The sequence below is a fragment of the Brevibacterium sp. LS14 genome, assembly GCF_012027885.1.
In the GTDB taxonomy this organism is placed as follows: domain Bacteria; phylum Actinomycetota; class Actinomycetes; order Actinomycetales; family Brevibacteriaceae; genus Brevibacterium; species Brevibacterium casei.
The window spans coordinates 95,595-113,002 of the sequence record NZ_SJXG01000032.1 but is presented as its reverse complement, the minus strand read 5'-3'; the positions used below and the strand labels follow the sequence as shown (position 1 = coordinate 113,002).

Genomic DNA, 17,408 nt, shown 5'->3' with positions numbered 1-17,408 from the left:
TCTCTCACGGTCGGTCGTCTCCGTGTCGCGCGGCCAGATCCTCGCTGAGTCCGCGCACGAGCGCTCGTGCCTCGGGCGGGTCGAGGATCTCGATGTGGTCAGCGAACTGGATGAGCTGGCGCACCCCGTCGACCTCGTCGTAGCCGACGGTGATCTTCAGCCCCTGCCGACCCGAATCGTCCGCGCCCCGGCCATAGGCGTCGAATGGTTCGACGCTGAGCAGTCGGCTCCCGAGGATCCGCCGGGCGAGGTCCTCGGTCGCCGTGTCGAGGAGCGCGGTGACGACGACGTCGCGTCGCTGTTCGAGCGCTGAGACGAGGTTGGCAGCCACCTCGGCGAGGGGAGCGCTCGACCGGACCTCCTTCGACTCATCGAGCTCGCGCCACGATTCGAGGCGGGTGAGAGCGAACATCCTCGGGCGCGCGTCGACCTCGGCGATGAGGTACCAGCGCCCGCCGCGGGAGTAGAGGCCGTGAGGATCGACGATGAGGCGCTCGGCATCCGTGCGGCCGCTCGTCCGATACCAGAGGGAGAGACGGTGCCCGCGACGGAGCGCGTCGAGGAGCGATCCGGCCTCGATCGCCCGCTCGGCGTCGAACCAACCCGCGGTGTCGATGGCGACGAGGTCGCTCAGCCCCGGCGACGGACCGTCGGCAGCGGTGCCCCCAGTCCCCGGAGTTCTCGGCCACGGCGCCCGGGTCGAGAGCTTCCGTGCGGCGCTGCGGGTGTGGGCCTCGAGACCCAGCTCGCGCGCACGGGCGACATCGAGGCCGACGAGACCGAGCGCCTCCGTCTCCCTGTCGGAGAGTCGGGCGACGTCGACGTCGGCGGCATAGACGAGCGAGATCCCGCCGTAGCGGCCGCGTTCGGCGACGACGGGGACGTCCGCCTCGGCGAGGGCGTCGATGTCGCGGAGGATGGTGCGCTTGGAGACGGCGAACTGCCCGGCGAGATCGGCCGCCGTCGTCCGCCTGCCTGACTGGAGCACGGTGAGGATCGCGAGGAGTCTCTGCGGGCGCTCCATCGCAGCTCCTCACAATTTCTCGACGACCACACCCAAAGATGACATGGACTGTCACCTTCTGCTGTCACTGTAGTCGGGTCAGCACAGGCATACCAGCAGAGGAGGCAGCCATGCCCACCCCGAACCTCTTCCTCGTCTACGTCACCGACGTCGAGGCCGCGACCGCGTTCTACTCCGACCTTTTCGACATGTCGCCGGCGATGGTCACACCCCGCTATGTCCCCTTCGAGGTCGCCCCGGGTGTCCTCTTCGCCGTGTGGAGCGGGGGCGCCGAGGCGATCACCCGGGCCGGAGCCCGCACCTCCGAGGTCGGACTCATGGTTCCCGGATCCGCTGAGGCGGTCGACGCGGTCTTCGCCGAATGGACGGGCAAGGGCGTCGACGTCGTCGAGGAACCCCACGACGACGTCTTCGGCCGTACCTTCGTCATCGCCGACCCCGACGGCAATCTCATCCGCGTCTCGCCCGTCGACTGAGCTGCGCGTCTACTTGTAGAAGCCCTCGCGGAGGTTGATGCCGTACTCGACCCAGGCCTTGAGCGCGGCGAGCATCCCGGTCCAGCCCATCGAGTTGCCGAAGGCGCCCTCGGCTCCCCCGACGGTCGTCTCCCACGCCTTCTCGGTGATCGTCACCAGGGTCCTGGTCCCGTCGTCGACGGGGGTGAACTCGAAGGTCGTCTCCGTCTTCGGCGCGGTCGTATGCCCGTTGCCCTCCCACGCGATGACGATCCGCTCGTCGGGCACGGCCTCGATGACGTCGACGGGGAACCGGCCGGGGAAGTCCGCAAAGTCCCAGCTCACCTCGGCGCCCTTCTCGAGGCGCCCGCGGGCGCCGCCGGTCGTGAAGTACTTCGAGAGCTGCTCGGGATCGGCGACGGCCTCATAGGTCTCGTGCGGCGTCTTCGAGATGTACCCGGTGACGGTGAAGGAGAGCTCCTCCAGCTGCGCACTCTTGTCGTTCTGCTCATCATTCATGTGATATTTTTATCACATGTCGGTCGGGAAGGGAACAGGTGCGCAGCAGGATTCAGGGGCGGACGCCGATGCTCGTGACGATGCCGTGTTCAAGGCGCTCGCGAACGCCACCCGCCGCCGCATCCTCGACCTCCTCCGAGCGGAGCCGATGACGACGGGTGCCGTCGCCGAGGCGTTCCCCGACCTCGACCGCACCACCGTCCTCCAGCACATCCGCGTCCTCGAACGCGCCGAGCTGCTCACCGGGCGCAGGGTCGGCAAGACGCGGGTGCTCGCGCTCGCACCGCTGCCGATCAAGCGCATCCACGATCGCTGGATCGGCGACTACGCACGGGCGGCGGTCGACATGCTCGCGATGCTCGACGACGAGGGGACCGCGCCGCACGCTGACTGAGACTGCGCGGCTCGGTCGCGCTGGGCGGCTACCTACTGTCAGCGGCTCGGACGACGGTTCGCCGCGAGCCACGAGACGAGACCGGCCAGCAGGAGCACTCCCGTGCACAGAAGGAACGTCGCCGTGTCGCCGAGGTAGGTGAACCCGAGGCCGCCGATGACACCAGCGATGCCGAGTCCGATGTCGAAGCTCATGTTCCACGCGACGCTCGCCCGCCCCGGTGTCCGCGCGGTGATGAAGGCCATGACGAGGCTCGCCGACTGCAGGGTGCCGAGCCCGAGCCCCACGATCACCATCGCGATCCCGAGCACGACTCCCGCGCCGCTGACCGCGGTGACGGTGAGACCGAGAGCGGCCATCCCGACGCCGAGGAGATTGAGGCCCAGAGGCGAGCGCGCATCGGCGACGGCGCCGGCTGCGAACCTGCCGATCACCGAGCACACCTGCATGATGAGGATGTAGACCGCCGGATGGGCGACCTCGCGACCGGGACCGAACCCGACGATGAGGCCGAATGTGATCATGCCGACGAGGAACGGGGCGAGCATGATGAGCAGGCGCAGCGCACCCTGACCGCGCGGCTGCGATGGCGACTCGACCGCCCCCGCGGACTCGGCCGCCCCCGCAGGTTCGACGGCCGACTCGACGGCCTCCGCGGGCTCGTTGTCCTCGGCGCGAGGCACTGTCCCGCCGGGTGGATCGGCCCGCGGCACCGTCCCGCCGCCCACCTCGTCGCCGGGCACCGCCTCGGCGGGCGAGGAGGGGTGAGTACGCCCGGGCAGGAAGCGCACGAGCGTCGGCACCGCAAGCAGAAGCGTCGAGCACGCGACGAGCCGGAACGACCACTCGGGGACGACGCCGATGAGCCACAGCCCGACCGGTGCCCCGACGGCCGCGGCGAGCGAGGTCACCCCGCCGAAGATCCCCAGCGCGCGACCGAGCCTGCCCGCGGACACCGTCCCCGGCACCGCGGCGTTGGCGAGGACGACGAAGAGCCCGAAGCCCATGCCCCCGCTGATCCCGGCGAGGACGAGGCTGAGCAGAGGAGGACCGACGACGAGGCCGAGCACCTGCCCGAGCAGCTGCAGACCGAGGGCGATGAGGAGCGCCGCCCGCAGCCCGAGCCGCTCCCCCAGCCTCGGCGCGAACGGCTGGACGGCGATGACGCCGACCATCATCGTCGTGAGCACGGCCCCGCCGGTGACGGTCGAGAGTCCGTCGGCGACGCCGATCGAGACCATCGTCGAATAGCTGAGGAAGAACCCAGAGAACCCGAACATCGCCGACCACACCAACCCCAGCAGGGCGGGGGTCAGCGTGCGCGTCTCATCGGTTCCGGAGGCCATAGTCGGACCTTACCGCCCCACCTCGCCGAGGCGGTCCCTGGTCTCACATCGCCCATGGTCACCTGCCCTTCCGCGCTCCCCGCTCTGGGTCCGGCGGCCGTTCATCCGGTGTCCCTCGACGTTCTGTAGAATCGCGGCATGACCTCGTCGCAGCTTCCCGAGAACACGTCCTCCGGCCTCATCGACACAGGTTTCGTCCTCCGCTTCGAACCGCTCTACGACCTCTCCGACCTCGAAGCCGAGATCTTCGACGACATCGCCCCCAAGGTCGTGCGCCGCGAGGGCTACAAGCGCAAGAACTTCCTCAAGGTCGTCGAGTGGAAGGCCGTGGCCGTGCTGCCGACCGCCGAGGAGCTCTCCGGCGACGACATCGACTACGTCACCGGGGTCGCCCTCGACGAGGACACCCCGAACCATCTGCGCCTGCCCTTCCTCAAGGTCCTGCCCGGGGTCGGCAATCCGCTCGCCAGCGCCCTGCTCACCGTCTTCGATCCGAAGAAGTACTCGATCCTCGACTCCCGCGCCGTCGGGGTCCTCCACGACCATGGTCTCCTTGAGACGTCCAACCCGAGCAGGGTCGACTACACGGCATACCGGAAGCTCATGAAGTCCCTTGCCAAGGGGGCGAACTGCGCCCCGCTCGACCTCTACCGGGCGCTCATCGCCTACTCCCGTCAGCCGCAGGGCTGACCGGAGCCGCCGGGCTGACCGGGACCACTGGACTGACACGGCCGGCGGTGCGGGTCACCGCGGGGTCAGAGGTGCGCTCAGAGGACGCCCTGCTCGGCGAGCGCGGGGACGACGCGGTCGCGGGTGAGCGGGGCGAACTGCCGCTCGGCGGTGTCGGCGGGCATCGGATCATAGGGGAACCAGCCGGCAGCGGCGATCTCCGCCTGATGGCTGATGTCGACGATGTCGAGGCCCACCGGCAGCCCGTCGTAGCGGAAGACGTCGCCGATGACCCGGTGGTCGGCTTCGTTCGCGGCCGCCGCAGTGAAGGTGCCCACGGGGATGAGCCTCGCCGGGTCGAGCTCGAGCCCGAGCTCCTCGGCGATCTCCCTGATGATCGTCGCCTCGGCGCTCTCCCCCGTCTCCGGCTTGCCTCCGGGGAGCATGAACGATGTCGTGCCCGTCTTGCGCACCATGAGGATCTCGGGACGTTCGGGATGGGTGACGACGAGCGCGCTGACGCGGATGTCCTTCATCGGTTCCTTATCTCCTGCTGACGGAAGGGATCTCTTGCTGACGGGAGGGTCGATCGCTTGCCGGCGGGAAGGTTGGCTCCGGCACGGCGCTCACGCGGGCCAGACCCCGGAGGCGCCGCGACGGTGAGAGCCGATGAGGTGCGTGTCGACCATGCCGATGGCCTCCATGAGCGCGTACATCGTCGTCGGCCCGACGAACCGGAAGCCCCGCTTCTTCAGCGCCTTCGACAGGGCAACGGATTCCGGTCCGGTCGTCGGCACCTCGGCGACCGTCGCGGGTCGGGGCGTGTCGGCAGGCTGGAAGCTCCAGATGAAGTCGGCGATGCCGCCGTCGGAGCGCATCTCGAGGATCGCCTGCGCATTGCCGATGCACGCCTCGATCTTGCCGCGGTGGCGGATGATGCCGGGGTCGGAGAGCAGCGCCTCGATCTCGGTGTCGCCGAAGCCGGCGACCGCCTCGGCGTCGAAGCCGGCGAACACCTCCCGGAAGCGTTCGCGCTTGCGCAGGATCGTCAGCCACGACAGTCCCGCCTGGAAGCCTTCGAGGCTGAGGCGCTCGAAGAGCCCGGACTCGTCGCGGACGGGCAGACCCCATTCGGTGTCGTAGTACGTCAGGAGCAGCGGGTCGCCGTACGCCCACGGAGTGCGGGCGAGGCCGTCCTCGCCGACGACGGGACCACCGGCGGCCGCCCTGCCGTCCGCCGGCGCGCCGCCGGCCTTCGCGCCGTCACCGTCTGTCGCCGTGGGCGTCGAACTCTCCGCCATCCTCAGTCCGTTCCGCCGGTGATGTTTTCCTGCATCTGGAGGAATTCGACGTGGCGTTCGTACTTGTCGAGGACGTCGTCGATGAGCTGGTCCTTCGTGTAGCCCATGATGTCGTAGCCCTGACCGGCACCGCCGTCGAGGTAGACCTCCATCCGGTAGTAGTCCTCCGTCCCGCGCGGGACCCGCCCGCCGAACGAGGGCACACTGACCTTGTGCGGCCACACCTGGTAGCGGAACGGGTACTGTCCCTCTCCGTCGACCTCGAGTTCGACGAGATCGCCGTTCTCGTCGAAACGGCCCTCCGAATCGACGCGTCCGCAGCGCGCGGAGATGCCGCGCTCCCGCATCTCCGCGGCGATCTCGGCAAGCGTCGGCAGGAGGACGTTCTGCTCGTAGTCGCGGACCTTGCTGCCGCTGGGGAACGCGAGGACGCGGGAGAGCTGCTTCTTCCACGTCTCATGCCCCCGGGTCGAGCGTCGGGCCAGGGATCCGGAGAGGCTCTGCTCGACGCTGTCGACCCGGTTGCCTTCGACCCGCAGGGCTCGGTAGAGGCCGATCATGACGAGGATGATGACGAAGGCGAACGGCAGACCCATGATCACCGTCGCGCTCTGCAGCGCCCCGATCCCGCCGACGATGAGCATCGCGACGGTGAGCGCACCGGTGAGCACGGCCCAGAAGATGCGCAGCGACGCCCGCCCGTCGTCCTGCGGGGTGGGCAGGAACGAGGACAAGTTGGCCATGACGAGGGCAGCGGAGTCCGCCGAGGTGACGTAGAAGAGCAGGGCCGTGAGCGTGGCGAGGGCCGCGACGACGACGAAGAACGGGTACTGGGCGAGGAGCTCGTAGAAGCCGCCTTCGGGGTTGAGCATCGTCTGCTCGCCGAACTCCCTGTTGCCGCTGCGGATGATGTCGAGGGCGGAGTTCCCGTAGATCGAGATCCACATGAAGATGTAGATGAAGGGGATCGTCAGAGTGCCGATGACGAACTGGCGGATCGTCCGGCCGCGGGAGATGCGGGCGAGGAAGAGTCCGACGAACGATGCCCAGGCGATCCACCACGCCCAGAAGAACAGGGTCCAGTCCGTCATCCACGTTCCGGTGTCCTCGAAGGCGAAGGTCTGGCCGACCATGTTCGGGAAGAGGCGGAAGAAGTCGGCGACGTTGAGGACGAACGCGTTGAGGAGGAACTTCGTGTTCCCGGCCACGAGCACCCAGAGGCTGAGCGCGATCGCGGCGAAGACGTTGAGCAGGGAGAGGAACTTGATGCCCTTGTCGACGCCGGAGACGGCCGAGAGCGTGGCCACGGCGACGCCGACGACGACGATCGCGATCTGCGAGGCCGTGCTCACGGGCAGCCCGAAGACGACGTTCAGGCCGACGTTGACCATGACGACGCCGATGCCCAGCGAGGTGGCGACACCGAAGATCGTGCCGAGCAGGGCCGCGAAGTCGACGGTGTCGCCGAGCGTGCCCTGCACGCGTTTGCCGAAGATCGGGGCGAGCGCCGACCGGATCGCCAACGGCATGTTCATCCGGTAGGCGAAGTAGGCCAGCGCGATGCCCATGAGCGCGTAGAGACCCCAGCCGCTGAGCCCGTAGTGGAAGAGCGTCCACACGGTCGCCTCGCGGGCCGCGTCGACGGTTTCGGGCTGGGTGCTCGGCGGGGTGAGGTACTGGGTGACGGGTTCGGCGACGGCGAAGAACATGAGGTCGGTGCTGATGCCGGCGGCGAACAGCATCGCCGCCCACGGCAGGAGACCGAACTCGGGCTTCGAATGCTCGGGCCCGAGCTTCGTCGACCCGTATCGGGAGGCGGCGAGGTAGATGACGAAGACGAGGACGATGGCGACGAGGAGGACGTAGAACCAGCCGAACCAGTCCGAGGTCCAGCCCACGACCGCGCCGAGCACGGCTTGGGCGTTGGCCGGGGCGAGGAACGCCCACAGGGTGATGCCGACCGTGCCGACCGCCGCGGAGATGAACACGCGCTTGTTCACCGGCGGCAGCTTCTTCCCGCCCTTCGCGTCGTCCGTGGACTGCTGTGTCTGTGGTGACATCTGCTCGCTCCCTCGTCCGGCGCTGGAGCGCCCCGACATCTCGACTCAGTGCTCTGGCCCGGCGCCGCGCCCAGTCAAGGGGTGGAGGATCAGGTCCGCCTGCGACTTCGTGGGCAACCAACGATGGAGGCTACCATATCGTAATTCCCGGTAGCCTCACAGTGCCGGTGCGGTGACCTCACAGAGACACCTCACAGAGACACGAGCAGCAGCGCGAGCGCCATGACGACTCCGGAGCCGAGGAACGTGATGAACGTGTAGCCGAGGATGTCGCGCATCTTCAGCCCCGCGATCGCGAGCACCGGCAGGGCCCAGAACGGCTGGAGCATGTTCGTCCACTGGTCCCCGTAGGACACGGCCATGATCGCGATCGACGGATCGACGCCGAGCTGGTTGGCCGCGTCGAGCATGATCGGGCCCTGCACAGCGAACTGGCCGCCGCCGGAGGGGACGAAGAAGTTGACGAGTCCGGCCGAGAGCAGGGCGAGGACGCCGAAGGAGACCGGGTTGGCGATCGAGACGAAGGCGTCGGAGAACACCGCAATGAGTCCGGTGCCGCTCATGATGCCGAGGATGCCTGCGTAGAGCGGGAACTGCAGGAGGATCTCGCCGACGTTCGAGGCCGCGTTCTTCGTCAGGTGGATGAGCTCGAAGGGGTTCTTCACGAGCAGGAAGATGAGCGCGAGGAACGACCAGTTGACGATGTCGAGGGTCAGCCCCCCGCCCTGCGCGAAGTGGACGATGAGGTAGGCGACGAGGGCGAGACCGACGATGAGGGTGAGGATGCGGGAGGCGTCGATGCGGTCGGCGGGAGTGAGGACCTCCTCGGCGAAGGAGGGCTGCGCCGAGGGATCGACGGATTCGGGCATCAGGTAGACCGGGGCGTCGCCCTTGGGGGCGATGAGGTAGAAGAGGACGCTGCAGACGATGAGGACGCCGAGGATGGCGAGCAGGTTCCACGTGGAGAAGATCGTCTGGCTCACGGGCACGATCTGCCCGCCGAGGGACTCGGCGAGGAACGAGTCCGGGGTGGCCGCGGTGAGCGGACCCGAGCCCGAGTACCCCATGTGCCAGACGACCATGCCGGAGTAGCCGGCGGCGACGAGGAGCGGGAAGTGGACCTTGATCCCGCGCTGCCGGGCCTGGACGGCGACCTCGCGGGCGAGCAGGGCGCCGACGACGAGGCCGAGGCCCCACGTGATGAGGCTGGCGATCGCGGCGACGAGGAAGACGAAGACGTAGGCGAAGGCGGCGCTGCCGGGGACGCGGGCGAGCCGGGCGAGCAGCGCCTGGACGGGTCCCGTGTTCGCGAGGATGTGGCCGAGGAGGAGGATGAGGCACATCTGGGTCATGAATTCGAGCAGACCCGACAGCCCCACGCCCCAGCTGGTGACGACCTCGAGCGGGCTCGCCCCGGTGAGGACGAAGGCGAGGATCGCGACGATGAGGGTGAGGACGATGGCGAACGTCAGCGCCGAGGGGATCCACCTCTCGAGGACGCGGTTGATCGGGCGCATCACGCCCTTGGAGACCGCGGCGTTCTTCTGCTGTGACGGCGACGGTGCCGACATGGGGACCTCCTGCTGGGAAAGTGCTGTGTATCACATCAGGATACAGTGAAGGCACCGTCCGATCGGACGGCGCCTTCCCCATGCTCGCCGAGGTGGTCGGGCCTCGCTCGCCGAGGTGGTCGGGCCTCGGTCGCGGGTGCGCGGACCCCTCAGCTCACCTCACGCGTGCGATCTCAGGAGTTCTTCTGGAACACGAGCTGCTTGTTGACGAATTCGTCCATGGCCAGCGGTCCGAGCTCGCGGCCGACGCCCGAGCGCTTGACCCCGCCGAAGGGCAGGTATTCGCGCGAGCCTTCGGGCGCGTTGATGAAGACCATGCCGGAGTCGATCTGCGCCCCGACCCGCTCCGCGCGTTCGACGTCGCCGGAGAAGACAGCGGCGCCGAGGCCGAACGGCGTGTCATTGGCGAGTTCGACGGCTTCCTCTTCGCTTCCGACCCTGTAGACGATGACGGCCGGGCCGAAGAGCTCCTCGTAGTAGCCGCGCATGCCCTTCTCGACATCGGTGAGGACGACGGGTTCGACGTAGGCGCCGCCGCCGTCGTACTTCTTCCCGCCGGCAAGCAGGGTCGCGCCCTGGCTGACGGTGTCCTGGACCTGCTCGACGAAGCGGTCGGCGGCGGCGACCGAGGACAGCGGGGAGAGACGGGAGCCCTCCTCACCGGGCACCTCCGGGGTGGCCTTCTTCGCCGCCTCGGTGATCGAGGTGAGGAACTCGTCGTAGACGTCGTCCATGACGATCATCCGCTTGGGCGAATTGCATGCCTGCCCCGTGTTGCCCATGCGGGTGTTGAAGAACGTCTTCGCGCTCTTCGCCACGTCAGCGGTGTCGAGGAGGATGTAGGGGTCGGAGCCGCCGAGTTCGAGGACGACCTTCTTGAGGTTCTTCCCCGCTTCGGCGGCCACGGCCGCGCCGGCACGCTCGGACCCGGTGAGGGACACGCCCTGATTGCGGGGGTCGGGGAGGATGAGATCGGCGACCTGCTCGTTGCTCGCGTAGACGTTGATGTACGCGCCCTCGGGCAGTCCCGCCTGAATGAAGATCTCCTCCATGATCTTCGCCGACCGCGGGCACTGCGGGGCGTGCTTGAGCAGGATCGTGTTGCCGAGCGCGAGGTTGGGCGCGGCGAACCGGGCGACCTGATAGTAGGGGAAGTTCCACGGCATGATGCCCAGCAGCGAGCCGACGGGCTTGCGGCGGATCCATGCGGTGCCGTCCTCGGGTCCGCGCAGGGGCTCATCGGCCATGAACGCCTCGGCGTTGTCGGCGAAGTACCGGTAGATGTTCGAGCTCAGGGCGACCTCGCCCTTGCCTTCGGGCACGGCCTTGCCCATCTCGAGCCGGATCACTTCGGCGAGCTCGTCGGCCCGTTCGGCGTAGATCTCGGCGACCCGGGTGAGCAGTCTCGCCCGCTCGGCCACCGGTGTCCGGCTCCACTGGGTGAACGTCGTCGCCGACCGGTCGAGGGCCGCGAGGATCTCCGCGTCGGTCGCCGTCGGGAACTCTTCGACGACCTCGCCGGTCGCCGGGTCGGTCACGCGATACAGGGTGGACATGATGGACCTCTTCTCTGCTTCGATGCCGGGAATCGCCGGTGACCGCAGACCTCGCCGAGGTGGTCACCGCGTGTTCGTCCCACGCTATGACCGATCCGCGTCCGCGGCAATTCCCCCACCGAATTCCCAGGGTGCCCTGCAGACTCCGGGTGCCCTATTCATCGGCGGGGGTCGGAGAGCGGGCGTGTCAGCATGTACCGGCGGGGTCCTGTGCTCGGTCGCGCAGGCGGGGACTGCTATGTTGTCGCTATGACCTCAGTCACAGATCTCGTCAAGCGCTACTACACGACCGTCGACGCCGGTGACCCGGTCGCCACCTCGGCGCTCTTCGCCGCCGACGCCTCCTACGATCGCCCCGGCTATCCGACGATGGTCGGCCAGCAGATCACCGACTTCTACCTGGGCGCCCGGGTCATCGAGTCCGGGGCGCACGAGCTCACCGAGATCCTCGTCGACCGCAGCCATGCGGCCAGTCGCGGGATCTTCGCGGGACGGCTCAAGGACGGCTCGGAGACCCGCGTCGGGTTCTCCGACTTCTTCCGCTTCGACGATGACGGTCTCATCGCCGAACGGACGACGTACTTCTACGCCCCCGCCGTCTGAGCTGCGCGCAACCTCAACCCCCGCGCCACCCAGCCCCGCGCCGTTTGAGCAGCGCGGACCCAGGCACTTCGCTTCCTCAGTCAGCCTGCCCCCGGGCCTGCAGCACTGCCCGTTGGATGCGGTCGCGCTCAGCGGCGGCTGCAGCGCTCGGCGTCGTCCCGTAGGCGTCTTCGACCTGCGCGTACACCTGCTCCATCGCCTCATCGCCGAGGTCGAGCGGCAACGGGTCGATCGCGGCGAACGAGGGCCCGATGTGGTGCATGAATCCGCGGATCCCCGCCGATCCCCCGCCGAGGTGCATGCCCGCGAACTGTCCCACGGCCGCCCAGCGCAGACCGAGCGAGTTCCGCATCACCGCATCGAGTTCGGCGGCGGTGACGACGCCGTTCTCGACGAGCGCGACCGCCTCCTTCATCAGCGCGTTCTGCAGCCGGTTGCCGACGAACCCGCGCACCTCCCGGCGCAGGACGACGGGTTCGCGTCCGCAGCTGCGGTAGAACGCGACCGCGGCCGCGACGGTGTCCGCGCTCGTCCGCAGTGAGGGGACGACCTCGACGAGCGGCATGAGGTGCGGCGGGTTGAAGGGATGGCCGACGATGATCCGGGCGGCGACCGCATCGGGCAGGTCGGAGGCGATGAGCGAGGCCGGGATCGTCGACGACGAGGTGGCGAGCACGGCCTGGGCCGGTGCCGCCTCGGCGAGACGGGCGAAGAGCCTCGGCTTCTCGACCGGGTCCTCGGGTCCCGACTCCTGGACGAATCCCGCCGAGGCGACCGCCTCCTCGAGCGTGTCCGCGGACTCGATCTCCCCGCCGGTCTGCCCTGGCCTGTCCGCGAGATCGGCGGCGACGTCGGCACGGATGCCGGCGACCACCTCGGCGAGGTCATCCCGGGGATCCCACACCCGCACCGGATGCCCGGAGGCGGCGAAGAGGCGGGCGAAGGAGCGGCCGATGGTTCCGGCGCCGATGACGGCGGCAGTCGATGTCATGGGATCAGGCTATACCTCGTCCCCGGCCGGGACCGGAGGCGAATTTCCCCTCCGCCGACGCCTCTGACCGGGAGGTTCGGTGGCACAATGTCACCATGGAAACGCGCGCAGGACTGAGAACGGTCGACTCGGAGATCATCGCCCTGGCCGAGGACGAATTCGAGGCCGCCGCCGAAGGTGCTGGCATCATCGTCCGTGAGATCCACACCGCCGCCGAGGCGGCCGAGGCCTCCCTGCTCCTCGACGAGGTGTGGAACGTCGACAAGACGGGCACGAACGTCTTCGAACCCGGACTCATCGTCGCCTTCGCCCACGCCGGCAACTACGTCTCCGCCGCGTTCAGCGCCGACGACCCCGAGGAGATGATCGGCGTGACCGTCGGGTTCTTCGGGCAGCCGCTCGGCACCGTCATGCACTCGCACATCGCCGGGGTCCGTCACGGGCACGTCGGGCACGGGGCCGGGTCGGCGATGAAGCTCCACCAGCGACTGTGGTGCCTCGAACTCGGGATCACGGAGATGACGTGGACGTTCGATCCGCTCATCGCCCGCAACGCGTACTTCAACTTCCAGCGCCTCGGCGTGAGCATGGTCGAATACCTCGAGGACTTCTACGGGCAGATGCGCGACGGCCTCAACGAGGGTCAGGCGAGTGACCGGATGATGGTCTCGTGGCCGCTCGACCGGCCCGCCCGGGTGCCCGCGGTGCCCGCGGACAGTGCGTTCGCGTGCCTGCGCGCCGATGCGTCCGGCGAACCGCTCATCTCCGAAGTCCCGCGGGAGGCCGCCGTCGTCTCCCTCGACTTCCCCTCCGACATCGAGAACCTGCGCCGCCACGATGCCGAGCTCGCCGCCCGCTGGCGGGTGGCCCTGCGCGATTCGCTCACCGCGCTCATCGCCGACGGCTGGGTCGTCGACACGTGCCTCAAAGGCGGGACGTACCTCCTCCACCATCCGTGAGGACTCGTTCACCTCGACGTCATGTTCGCCCCGTTGAATGGTGCCTCAGCGCCGGTCGGATCGGTGCGTGGATGTCCGTCGAGAGGAACAGATGAGCAACCGGCACCCCGGCACCGTCGGCGAGGTCTTCCGGATCTTCCTCCGCCTCGGACTCACCTCCTTCGGCGGACCCGTCGCCCATCTCGGATACTTCCGGGAGACGTTCGTGGCCCGGCGGAAGTGGCTTAACGATGATGCCTACGCCGACCTCGTCGCCCTCTGCCAGTTCCTGCCCGGACCGGCGTCCTCGCAGGTGGGCATGGCGATCGGCCTGCAGCGGGCCGGGTACGGGGGTCTGCTCGCGGCGTGGTTCGCGTTCACGATGCCCTCGGCGATCCTGCTCGTCGCCTTCGCCTTCGGCATCGATGCCTTCGGTGACGCGATGGGCACCGGCTGGCTGGCCGGGGTCAAGGCCGCCGCGGTCGCGATCGTCGCCGGTGCCGTCCTCGGCATGGCGAAGTCCCTGACCCCCGATGCCAAACGCGCGACGATCGCCGGCATCGCGGCCATCATCGTCCTCCTCGTCCCCTCCCCCGCCGTCCAGGTGCTTGCGATCGTCGTCGGCGCGGTGCTCGGTCTGACCTGGCTGCGCGCCGAGGCGGCCGCACGGACCGAGGAGAGCGCGCGGACAGAGGCCGCCGCCTCCGAGTCGAGCGCCGCCAAGGCGCAGGCGCCTGCCGCCGCACCGTCGGGCTTCCGGGTCCCGGTCTCGAAGCGGGCAGGGGCGGCAGCGCTCATCACGTGTGCCGCGCTGCTCATCGTCCTGCCCCTCGCCTCGGCGCTCACCGGTGATCCGGCTCTGCGGTTGGCAGACATCTTCTCCCGCGCGGGCGCCCTCGTCTTCGGCGGCGGGCACGTCGTCCTCCCGCTGCTCGAGACCGAGACCGTGCGCTCCGGGCTGGTCGACCATGACACGTTCCTCGCCGGCTACGGTGCCGCTCAGGCGGTGCCCGGTCCGCTGTTCACGTTCGCCGCGTTCCTCGGTGCCTCGACGACCAGCGGCCCGACCGGGGTGCTCGGGGCGACGATCGCCCTCGTTGCGATCTTCCTGCCCGCGGGACTGCTGACGGTCGGTGCCCTGCCGTTCTGGCAGGGTCTGCACCGTTCGGTCCACGCCCGCCGGGCGCTGCTCGGGGTGAATGCGGCGGTCGTCGGCCTCCTCGGCGCGGCCCTCTTCGACCCCGCGTTCGTCGAAGGCGTCACCTCCCCGGCCACGCTCGCGATCGCGCTGGCCGCGTTCATCGCCCTCACACGGTGGAACGTGCCCGCCTGGGCGATCGTGCTCGGTGCCGCCGGCATCGGGGCCATCGCCCTCTGAGGTCTACAGGCCTGACTCGAGCCTCGCTCGGGCGCGACCCACGAGTGACTCAGCCGTGCGCGCTGTTCACCCCTGCGTGAGCGCGAGGGAGAACTCGACGACTCCGGAGTCCTCGACGGAGACGAAGCCGAGATTGGGCGGGGCGACCCCGAAGTCCTGCCACGTGACGTCGATGGCACCGACGACGCTGAGTCCGTCGTTCGTCCGCGTCGTCGTCGCCTGCGCGGTCGCCTCCTGGCTCTGCCCGTTGATCTCGAGGGTGCCGGGGATCTCGACCTCGGCCGAACCCGAGTCCCCGACGGCAGAGAGGTCGACGGGACCGGTGGCGGTGAATGTCGCCTCGGGGTTGGCGCTCGTGTCGATGGCCTGCGAGGTGAAGTACCCGTCGCGGCGCGCGTTGTCCGTGGCCACGGTGCGCAGGTCGACCGTGACGGTGCCTGCCGTGAGCTCGGTGCCCTCCACGGTCACGGAGCCCGTGACGTCATCGGTGCGTCCGACGACGGTGACGTTCTCACCGTTGAGCACCTCGTCGACGCGGTACCCGGCCTCCGAGCCGTCACCGATCGTCCATTCCCCGGCGATCGCTCCCGCCGAGGCGCTCCCGGTCCCGGTCTCGGCCGCGACGTCTTCGGAGGTGAAGGATTCCGGTGCGGCCGAGTTCTGCGAGGAGGCGTAGAGCCGGGTGCCGATGATGGCACCGCCGATGAGCAGGACGATGATGAGGATCGCGATGATCCAGGTGAGCGGTCGGGAGCGGAGCGGACGGCGAGTGTTCGTCATGCCACTACGGTACAAACTTCAACTACCGGCTCGGAAGACCTTCCATCCTGCCGAATCCCTGGGACTGCGGCGCAGGATTCCCAGGGATTCGACAGTCGGCGGGGATTCGTCCCACCCGCAGGACCTCTCAGCGAAGAACCTTCAGCCCTCGTTCTCCCAGTTCTTGCGCAGCAGCTTCTTGTCGAGCTTGCCCACCGAGGTGCGCGGCAGCTCCTCGGTGACGATGATCTCGTCGGGCAGCTGCCACTTGGCGAAACGATCGCCGAGGACCTCGACGATCTTCTCCCGGGTCACCTCGGCGCCGTCATTGGCCACGACGTAGGCGACGGGACGCTCCTGCCACTTCTCGTCGGGGACGCCGATGACGGCTGCCTCCTTGACGTCGGGACTGTCGAGGATCGCATTCTCCATGTCGATCGAGGAGATCCACTCGCCGCCGGACTTGATGACGTCCTTGAGGCGGTCGGTGAGCTTGAGGTACCCGTTGGGGTAGATGACCCCGACGTCGCCCGAACGCCACCAGCCGTCGAGGAACCTCTCGGAGTTGTCCGGCAGCTGGAAGTAGGATTCGGTGATCCACGGTCCGCGCATGAGCACCTCGCCCATCGACTTGCCGTCGCGAGGCAGCTCCTCACCGGTGGGATCGACGACCTTGACCTCGACGCCGATGACCGGCAGACCCTGGTAGCGCTTGAAGTCCCAGCGCTCCTCCTCGTCCATGTCGAGGCTCGGCTTGATGTGCCAGTTCGTCGTCGCCAGCGGCGTCGTCTCCGTCGCCCCGTAGCCATGGATGACGTCGGCGCCGGTGATCTCCTTGAACCCGCGCATCATCGACAGCGGCGGCTCGGAGGACCCGGAGACGAGGCGGACACCGCTGAGGTCCGGAGGCTCGGGCATGTTCTTCATCATCTGGAGCATGGGGGCGAAGATCGCCGGGGCACCGTTGGCCAGGGTGACCTTCTCGGCGATGAACGCCTGCGCGATCGCCCCGAACTCCTCGGCGGCGAACTTGCCGGGCAGGACGAGTTTGGCTCCGGCGGCCACCGCGTTCTGCGGGAAGCCCCAGGACAGGACGTGGAACATCGGAGTGATCGGCATGACGGTGTCGGAGAACGTCGCCCCGAGCGCGGCGAGCCCGCCCATAGTGTGCAGGTAGATCGACCGGTGCGAGTAATACACGCCTTTGGGCCGACCCGTGGTGCCCGTCGTGTAGCCGGCGTAGGCGGCCGTCTTCTCGTCGACGACCGGCCAATCGTAGGTCTCGGGCTTGTCACCGATGAGGTCTTCGTAGAAGACGACGTTGTCCAGGGTCGTCTCGATCTCCGACGACGGCTTGTCGGTCATGACGACCCAACCCTTGACGTCGAGCTTCGGGGCGAGCTTCTCGGCCACCGGCAGAAGCGACTCGTCGACGAAGATCCAGTCGGACTTCGAGTGGCTGACGACGTAGGCAAGGTCCTCGGGCGCGAGGCGGAGGTTGAGCTGGAGCATCGTGGCCGCGAGGCCGGGCACGGCGAAGTAGAGCTCGAAGTGCCGGCGGGAGTTCCAGTCGAGGACGCCGACCATGGAGCCGGCGCCGACGCCGAGTTCGCTCAGCCCGTGGGCGAGCTGGGCCATCCGGCGCCACTCCTCGGCGTAGTTCGACCGTCCCCACGAGCCGTCGGAGCGGCGGTAGACGACCTCCTGTTCGCCGAAGGTCAGGGCGGCGTGCCGCATCATCGAGGTGGTGTTGAGCTGGTAGCTGTCGCCGAGGGTCGACGGGATGCCAGTGAGCATGGGACTCCTTTGTTCGTTCACTCGTCTGCGGTGGCGGGGATGTGGCT

General features: G+C 68.6%; 17 protein-coding genes. 6 read left to right on the top strand and 11 right to left on the bottom strand.

Annotated elements, in window-relative coordinates:
* Window positions 1-4: 4 nt before the first annotated feature.
* A complete protein-coding gene (locus EZE58_RS04325; protein ID WP_167559935.1) occupies window positions 5-1,024 on the bottom strand; it encodes a WYL domain-containing protein in 1,020 nt (339 codons plus the stop codon).
* Between the two features lie 110 nt (window positions 1,025-1,134).
* Between EZE58_RS04325 and EZE58_RS04320 the strand changes: the two genes are divergently transcribed.
* Window positions 1,135-1,500 (top strand): VOC family protein, encoded by a 366-nt coding sequence (locus tag EZE58_RS04320; protein WP_063248881.1) that lies wholly within the window; start codon window positions 1,135-1,137, stop codon window positions 1,498-1,500.
* A gap of 9 nt (window positions 1,501-1,509) precedes the next feature.
* Here the strand turns inward: EZE58_RS04320 and EZE58_RS04315 are convergent, their stop codons facing one another.
* Window positions 1,510-1,998, bottom strand: coding sequence for an SRPBCC domain-containing protein (locus tag EZE58_RS04315; RefSeq protein ID WP_063248880.1), 489 nt, complete (start codon window positions 1,996-1,998; stop codon window positions 1,510-1,512).
* A gap of 16 nt (window positions 1,999-2,014) precedes the next feature.
* Here EZE58_RS04315 and EZE58_RS04310 point away from each other — a divergent pair, with 16 nt between their 5' ends.
* Complete coding sequence (locus EZE58_RS04310) at window positions 2,015-2,392, top strand: metalloregulator ArsR/SmtB family transcription factor (protein ID WP_063248879.1); 378 nt, start codon at window positions 2,015-2,017, stop codon at window positions 2,390-2,392.
* A 38-nt stretch (window positions 2,393-2,430) separates the two neighbouring features.
* Here the strand turns inward: EZE58_RS04310 and EZE58_RS04305 are convergent, their stop codons facing one another.
* Window positions 2,431-3,738, bottom strand: coding sequence for an MFS transporter (locus EZE58_RS04305; RefSeq protein ID WP_063248878.1), 1,308 nt, complete (start codon window positions 3,736-3,738; stop codon window positions 2,431-2,433).
* Between the two features lie 138 nt (window positions 3,739-3,876).
* On the opposite strand from EZE58_RS04305, the gene EZE58_RS04300 reads away from it, so the two are divergent.
* Window positions 3,877-4,428, top strand: coding sequence for a hypothetical protein (locus EZE58_RS04300; protein WP_063248877.1), 552 nt, complete (start codon window positions 3,877-3,879; stop codon window positions 4,426-4,428).
* Between the two features lie 77 nt (window positions 4,429-4,505).
* Here the strand turns inward: EZE58_RS04300 and EZE58_RS04295 are convergent, their stop codons facing one another.
* The 5 genes from EZE58_RS04295 to EZE58_RS04275 form a co-directional block, all read right to left on the bottom strand.
* Window positions 4,506-4,943 carry an NUDIX domain-containing protein gene (locus EZE58_RS04295; protein ID WP_167559933.1) on the bottom strand — a complete coding sequence of 146 codons (438 nt, stop codon included), beginning with the start codon at window positions 4,941-4,943 and terminating at the stop codon, window positions 4,506-4,508.
* 90 nt (window positions 4,944-5,033) lie between these two features.
* Window positions 5,034-5,708, bottom strand: a complete 675-nt coding sequence (locus EZE58_RS04290) for a DNA-3-methyladenine glycosylase I (RefSeq protein ID WP_227007017.1) — start codon at window positions 5,706-5,708, stop codon at window positions 5,034-5,036.
* A gap of 2 nt (window positions 5,709-5,710) precedes the next feature.
* Window positions 5,711-7,768: a choline BCCT transporter BetT gene (gene betT, locus EZE58_RS04285; protein ID WP_167559931.1), complete on the bottom strand. Its 2,058-nt coding sequence runs from the start codon at window positions 7,766-7,768 to the stop codon at window positions 5,711-5,713.
* 191 nt (window positions 7,769-7,959) lie between these two features.
* Window positions 7,960-9,339, bottom strand: coding sequence for a TIGR00366 family protein (locus EZE58_RS04280; RefSeq protein ID WP_167559929.1), 1,380 nt, complete (start codon window positions 9,337-9,339; stop codon window positions 7,960-7,962).
* A 173-nt stretch (window positions 9,340-9,512) separates the two neighbouring features.
* Window positions 9,513-10,895 (bottom strand): NAD-dependent succinate-semialdehyde dehydrogenase, encoded by a 1,383-nt coding sequence (locus EZE58_RS04275; protein WP_167559927.1) that lies wholly within the window; start codon window positions 10,893-10,895, stop codon window positions 9,513-9,515.
* Between the two features lie 249 nt (window positions 10,896-11,144).
* Here EZE58_RS04275 and EZE58_RS04270 point away from each other — a divergent pair, with 249 nt between their 5' ends.
* The gene (locus EZE58_RS04270; RefSeq protein ID WP_167559925.1) at window positions 11,145-11,498 is read left to right on the top strand and encodes a nuclear transport factor 2 family protein; all 354 of its coding nucleotides are present in this window, start codon (window positions 11,145-11,147) and stop codon (window positions 11,496-11,498) included.
* A 76-nt stretch (window positions 11,499-11,574) separates the two neighbouring features.
* On the opposite strand, the gene EZE58_RS04265 is transcribed toward EZE58_RS04270, so the two are convergent.
* The gene (locus EZE58_RS04265) at window positions 11,575-12,489 is read right to left on the bottom strand and encodes a 3-hydroxyacyl-CoA dehydrogenase NAD-binding domain-containing protein (RefSeq protein WP_167559923.1); all 915 of its coding nucleotides are present in this window, start codon (window positions 12,487-12,489) and stop codon (window positions 11,575-11,577) included.
* A 95-nt stretch (window positions 12,490-12,584) separates the two neighbouring features.
* Between EZE58_RS04265 and EZE58_RS04260 the strand changes: the two genes are divergently transcribed.
* Together EZE58_RS04260 and chrA are read left to right on the top strand one after the other, a co-directional pair.
* A complete protein-coding gene (locus EZE58_RS04260) occupies window positions 12,585-13,448 on the top strand; it encodes a hypothetical protein (protein WP_167559921.1) in 864 nt (287 codons plus the stop codon).
* A 91-nt stretch (window positions 13,449-13,539) separates the two neighbouring features.
* A complete protein-coding gene (chrA, locus tag EZE58_RS04255; protein ID WP_167559919.1) occupies window positions 13,540-14,805 on the top strand; it encodes a chromate efflux transporter in 1,266 nt (421 codons plus the stop codon).
* Between the two features lie 66 nt (window positions 14,806-14,871).
* Here the strand turns inward: chrA and EZE58_RS04250 are convergent, their stop codons facing one another.
* On the bottom strand, window positions 14,872-15,585 hold the full coding sequence (locus tag EZE58_RS04250) for a YceI family protein (RefSeq protein ID WP_167559917.1): 714 nt from the start codon (window positions 15,583-15,585) through the stop codon (window positions 14,872-14,874).
* A gap of 141 nt (window positions 15,586-15,726) precedes the next feature.
* The gene (locus EZE58_RS04245) at window positions 15,727-17,361 is read right to left on the bottom strand and encodes a long-chain-fatty-acid--CoA ligase (protein WP_167559915.1); all 1,635 of its coding nucleotides are present in this window, start codon (window positions 17,359-17,361) and stop codon (window positions 15,727-15,729) included.
* Window positions 17,362-17,408 lie beyond the last annotated feature (47 nt).

What these genes read in the sequence shown, in the direction of transcription:
- EZE58_RS04280 (WP_167559929.1), bottom strand. Translation starts at nt 9,339, where the DNA reads ATGTCGGCACCGTCGCCGTCACAGCAGAAGAACGCCGCGGTCTCCAAG.
- EZE58_RS04305 (WP_063248878.1), bottom strand. Translation starts at nt 3,738, where the DNA reads ATGGCCTCCGGAACCGATGAGACGCGCACGCTGACCCCCGCCCTGCTG.
- EZE58_RS04295 (WP_167559933.1), bottom strand. Translation starts at nt 4,943, where the DNA reads ATGAAGGACATCCGCGTCAGCGCGCTCGTCGTCACCCATCCCGAACGT.
- EZE58_RS04245 (WP_167559915.1), bottom strand. Translation starts at nt 17,361, where the DNA reads ATGCTCACTGGCATCCCGTCGACCCTCGGCGACAGCTACCAGCTCAAC.
- EZE58_RS04265 (WP_167559923.1), bottom strand. Translation starts at nt 12,489, where the DNA reads ATGACATCGACTGCCGCCGTCATCGGCGCCGGAACCATCGGCCGCTCC.
- chrA (WP_167559919.1), top strand. Translation starts at nt 13,540, where the DNA reads ATGAGCAACCGGCACCCCGGCACCGTCGGCGAGGTCTTCCGGATCTTC.
- EZE58_RS04260 (WP_167559921.1), top strand. Translation starts at nt 12,585, where the DNA reads ATGGAAACGCGCGCAGGACTGAGAACGGTCGACTCGGAGATCATCGCC.
- EZE58_RS04325 (WP_167559935.1), bottom strand. Translation starts at nt 1,024, where the DNA reads ATGGAGCGCCCGCAGAGACTCCTCGCGATCCTCACCGTGCTCCAGTCA.
- EZE58_RS04275 (WP_167559927.1), bottom strand. Translation starts at nt 10,895, where the DNA reads ATGTCCACCCTGTATCGCGTGACCGACCCGGCGACCGGCGAGGTCGTC.
- EZE58_RS04320 (WP_063248881.1), top strand. Translation starts at nt 1,135, where the DNA reads ATGCCCACCCCGAACCTCTTCCTCGTCTACGTCACCGACGTCGAGGCC.
- EZE58_RS04290 (WP_227007017.1), bottom strand. Translation starts at nt 5,708, where the DNA reads ATGGCGGAGAGTTCGACGCCCACGGCGACAGACGGTGACGGCGCGAAG.
- EZE58_RS04270 (WP_167559925.1), top strand. Translation starts at nt 11,145, where the DNA reads ATGACCTCAGTCACAGATCTCGTCAAGCGCTACTACACGACCGTCGAC.
- EZE58_RS04315 (WP_063248880.1), bottom strand. Translation starts at nt 1,998, where the DNA reads ATGAATGATGAGCAGAACGACAAGAGTGCGCAGCTGGAGGAGCTCTCC.
- betT (WP_167559931.1), bottom strand. Translation starts at nt 7,768, where the DNA reads ATGTCACCACAGACACAGCAGTCCACGGACGACGCGAAGGGCGGGAAG.
- EZE58_RS04310 (WP_063248879.1), top strand. Translation starts at nt 2,015, where the DNA reads ATGTCGGTCGGGAAGGGAACAGGTGCGCAGCAGGATTCAGGGGCGGAC.
- EZE58_RS04250 (WP_167559917.1), bottom strand. Translation starts at nt 15,585, where the DNA reads ATGACGAACACTCGCCGTCCGCTCCGCTCCCGACCGCTCACCTGGATC.
- EZE58_RS04300 (WP_063248877.1), top strand. Translation starts at nt 3,877, where the DNA reads ATGACCTCGTCGCAGCTTCCCGAGAACACGTCCTCCGGCCTCATCGAC.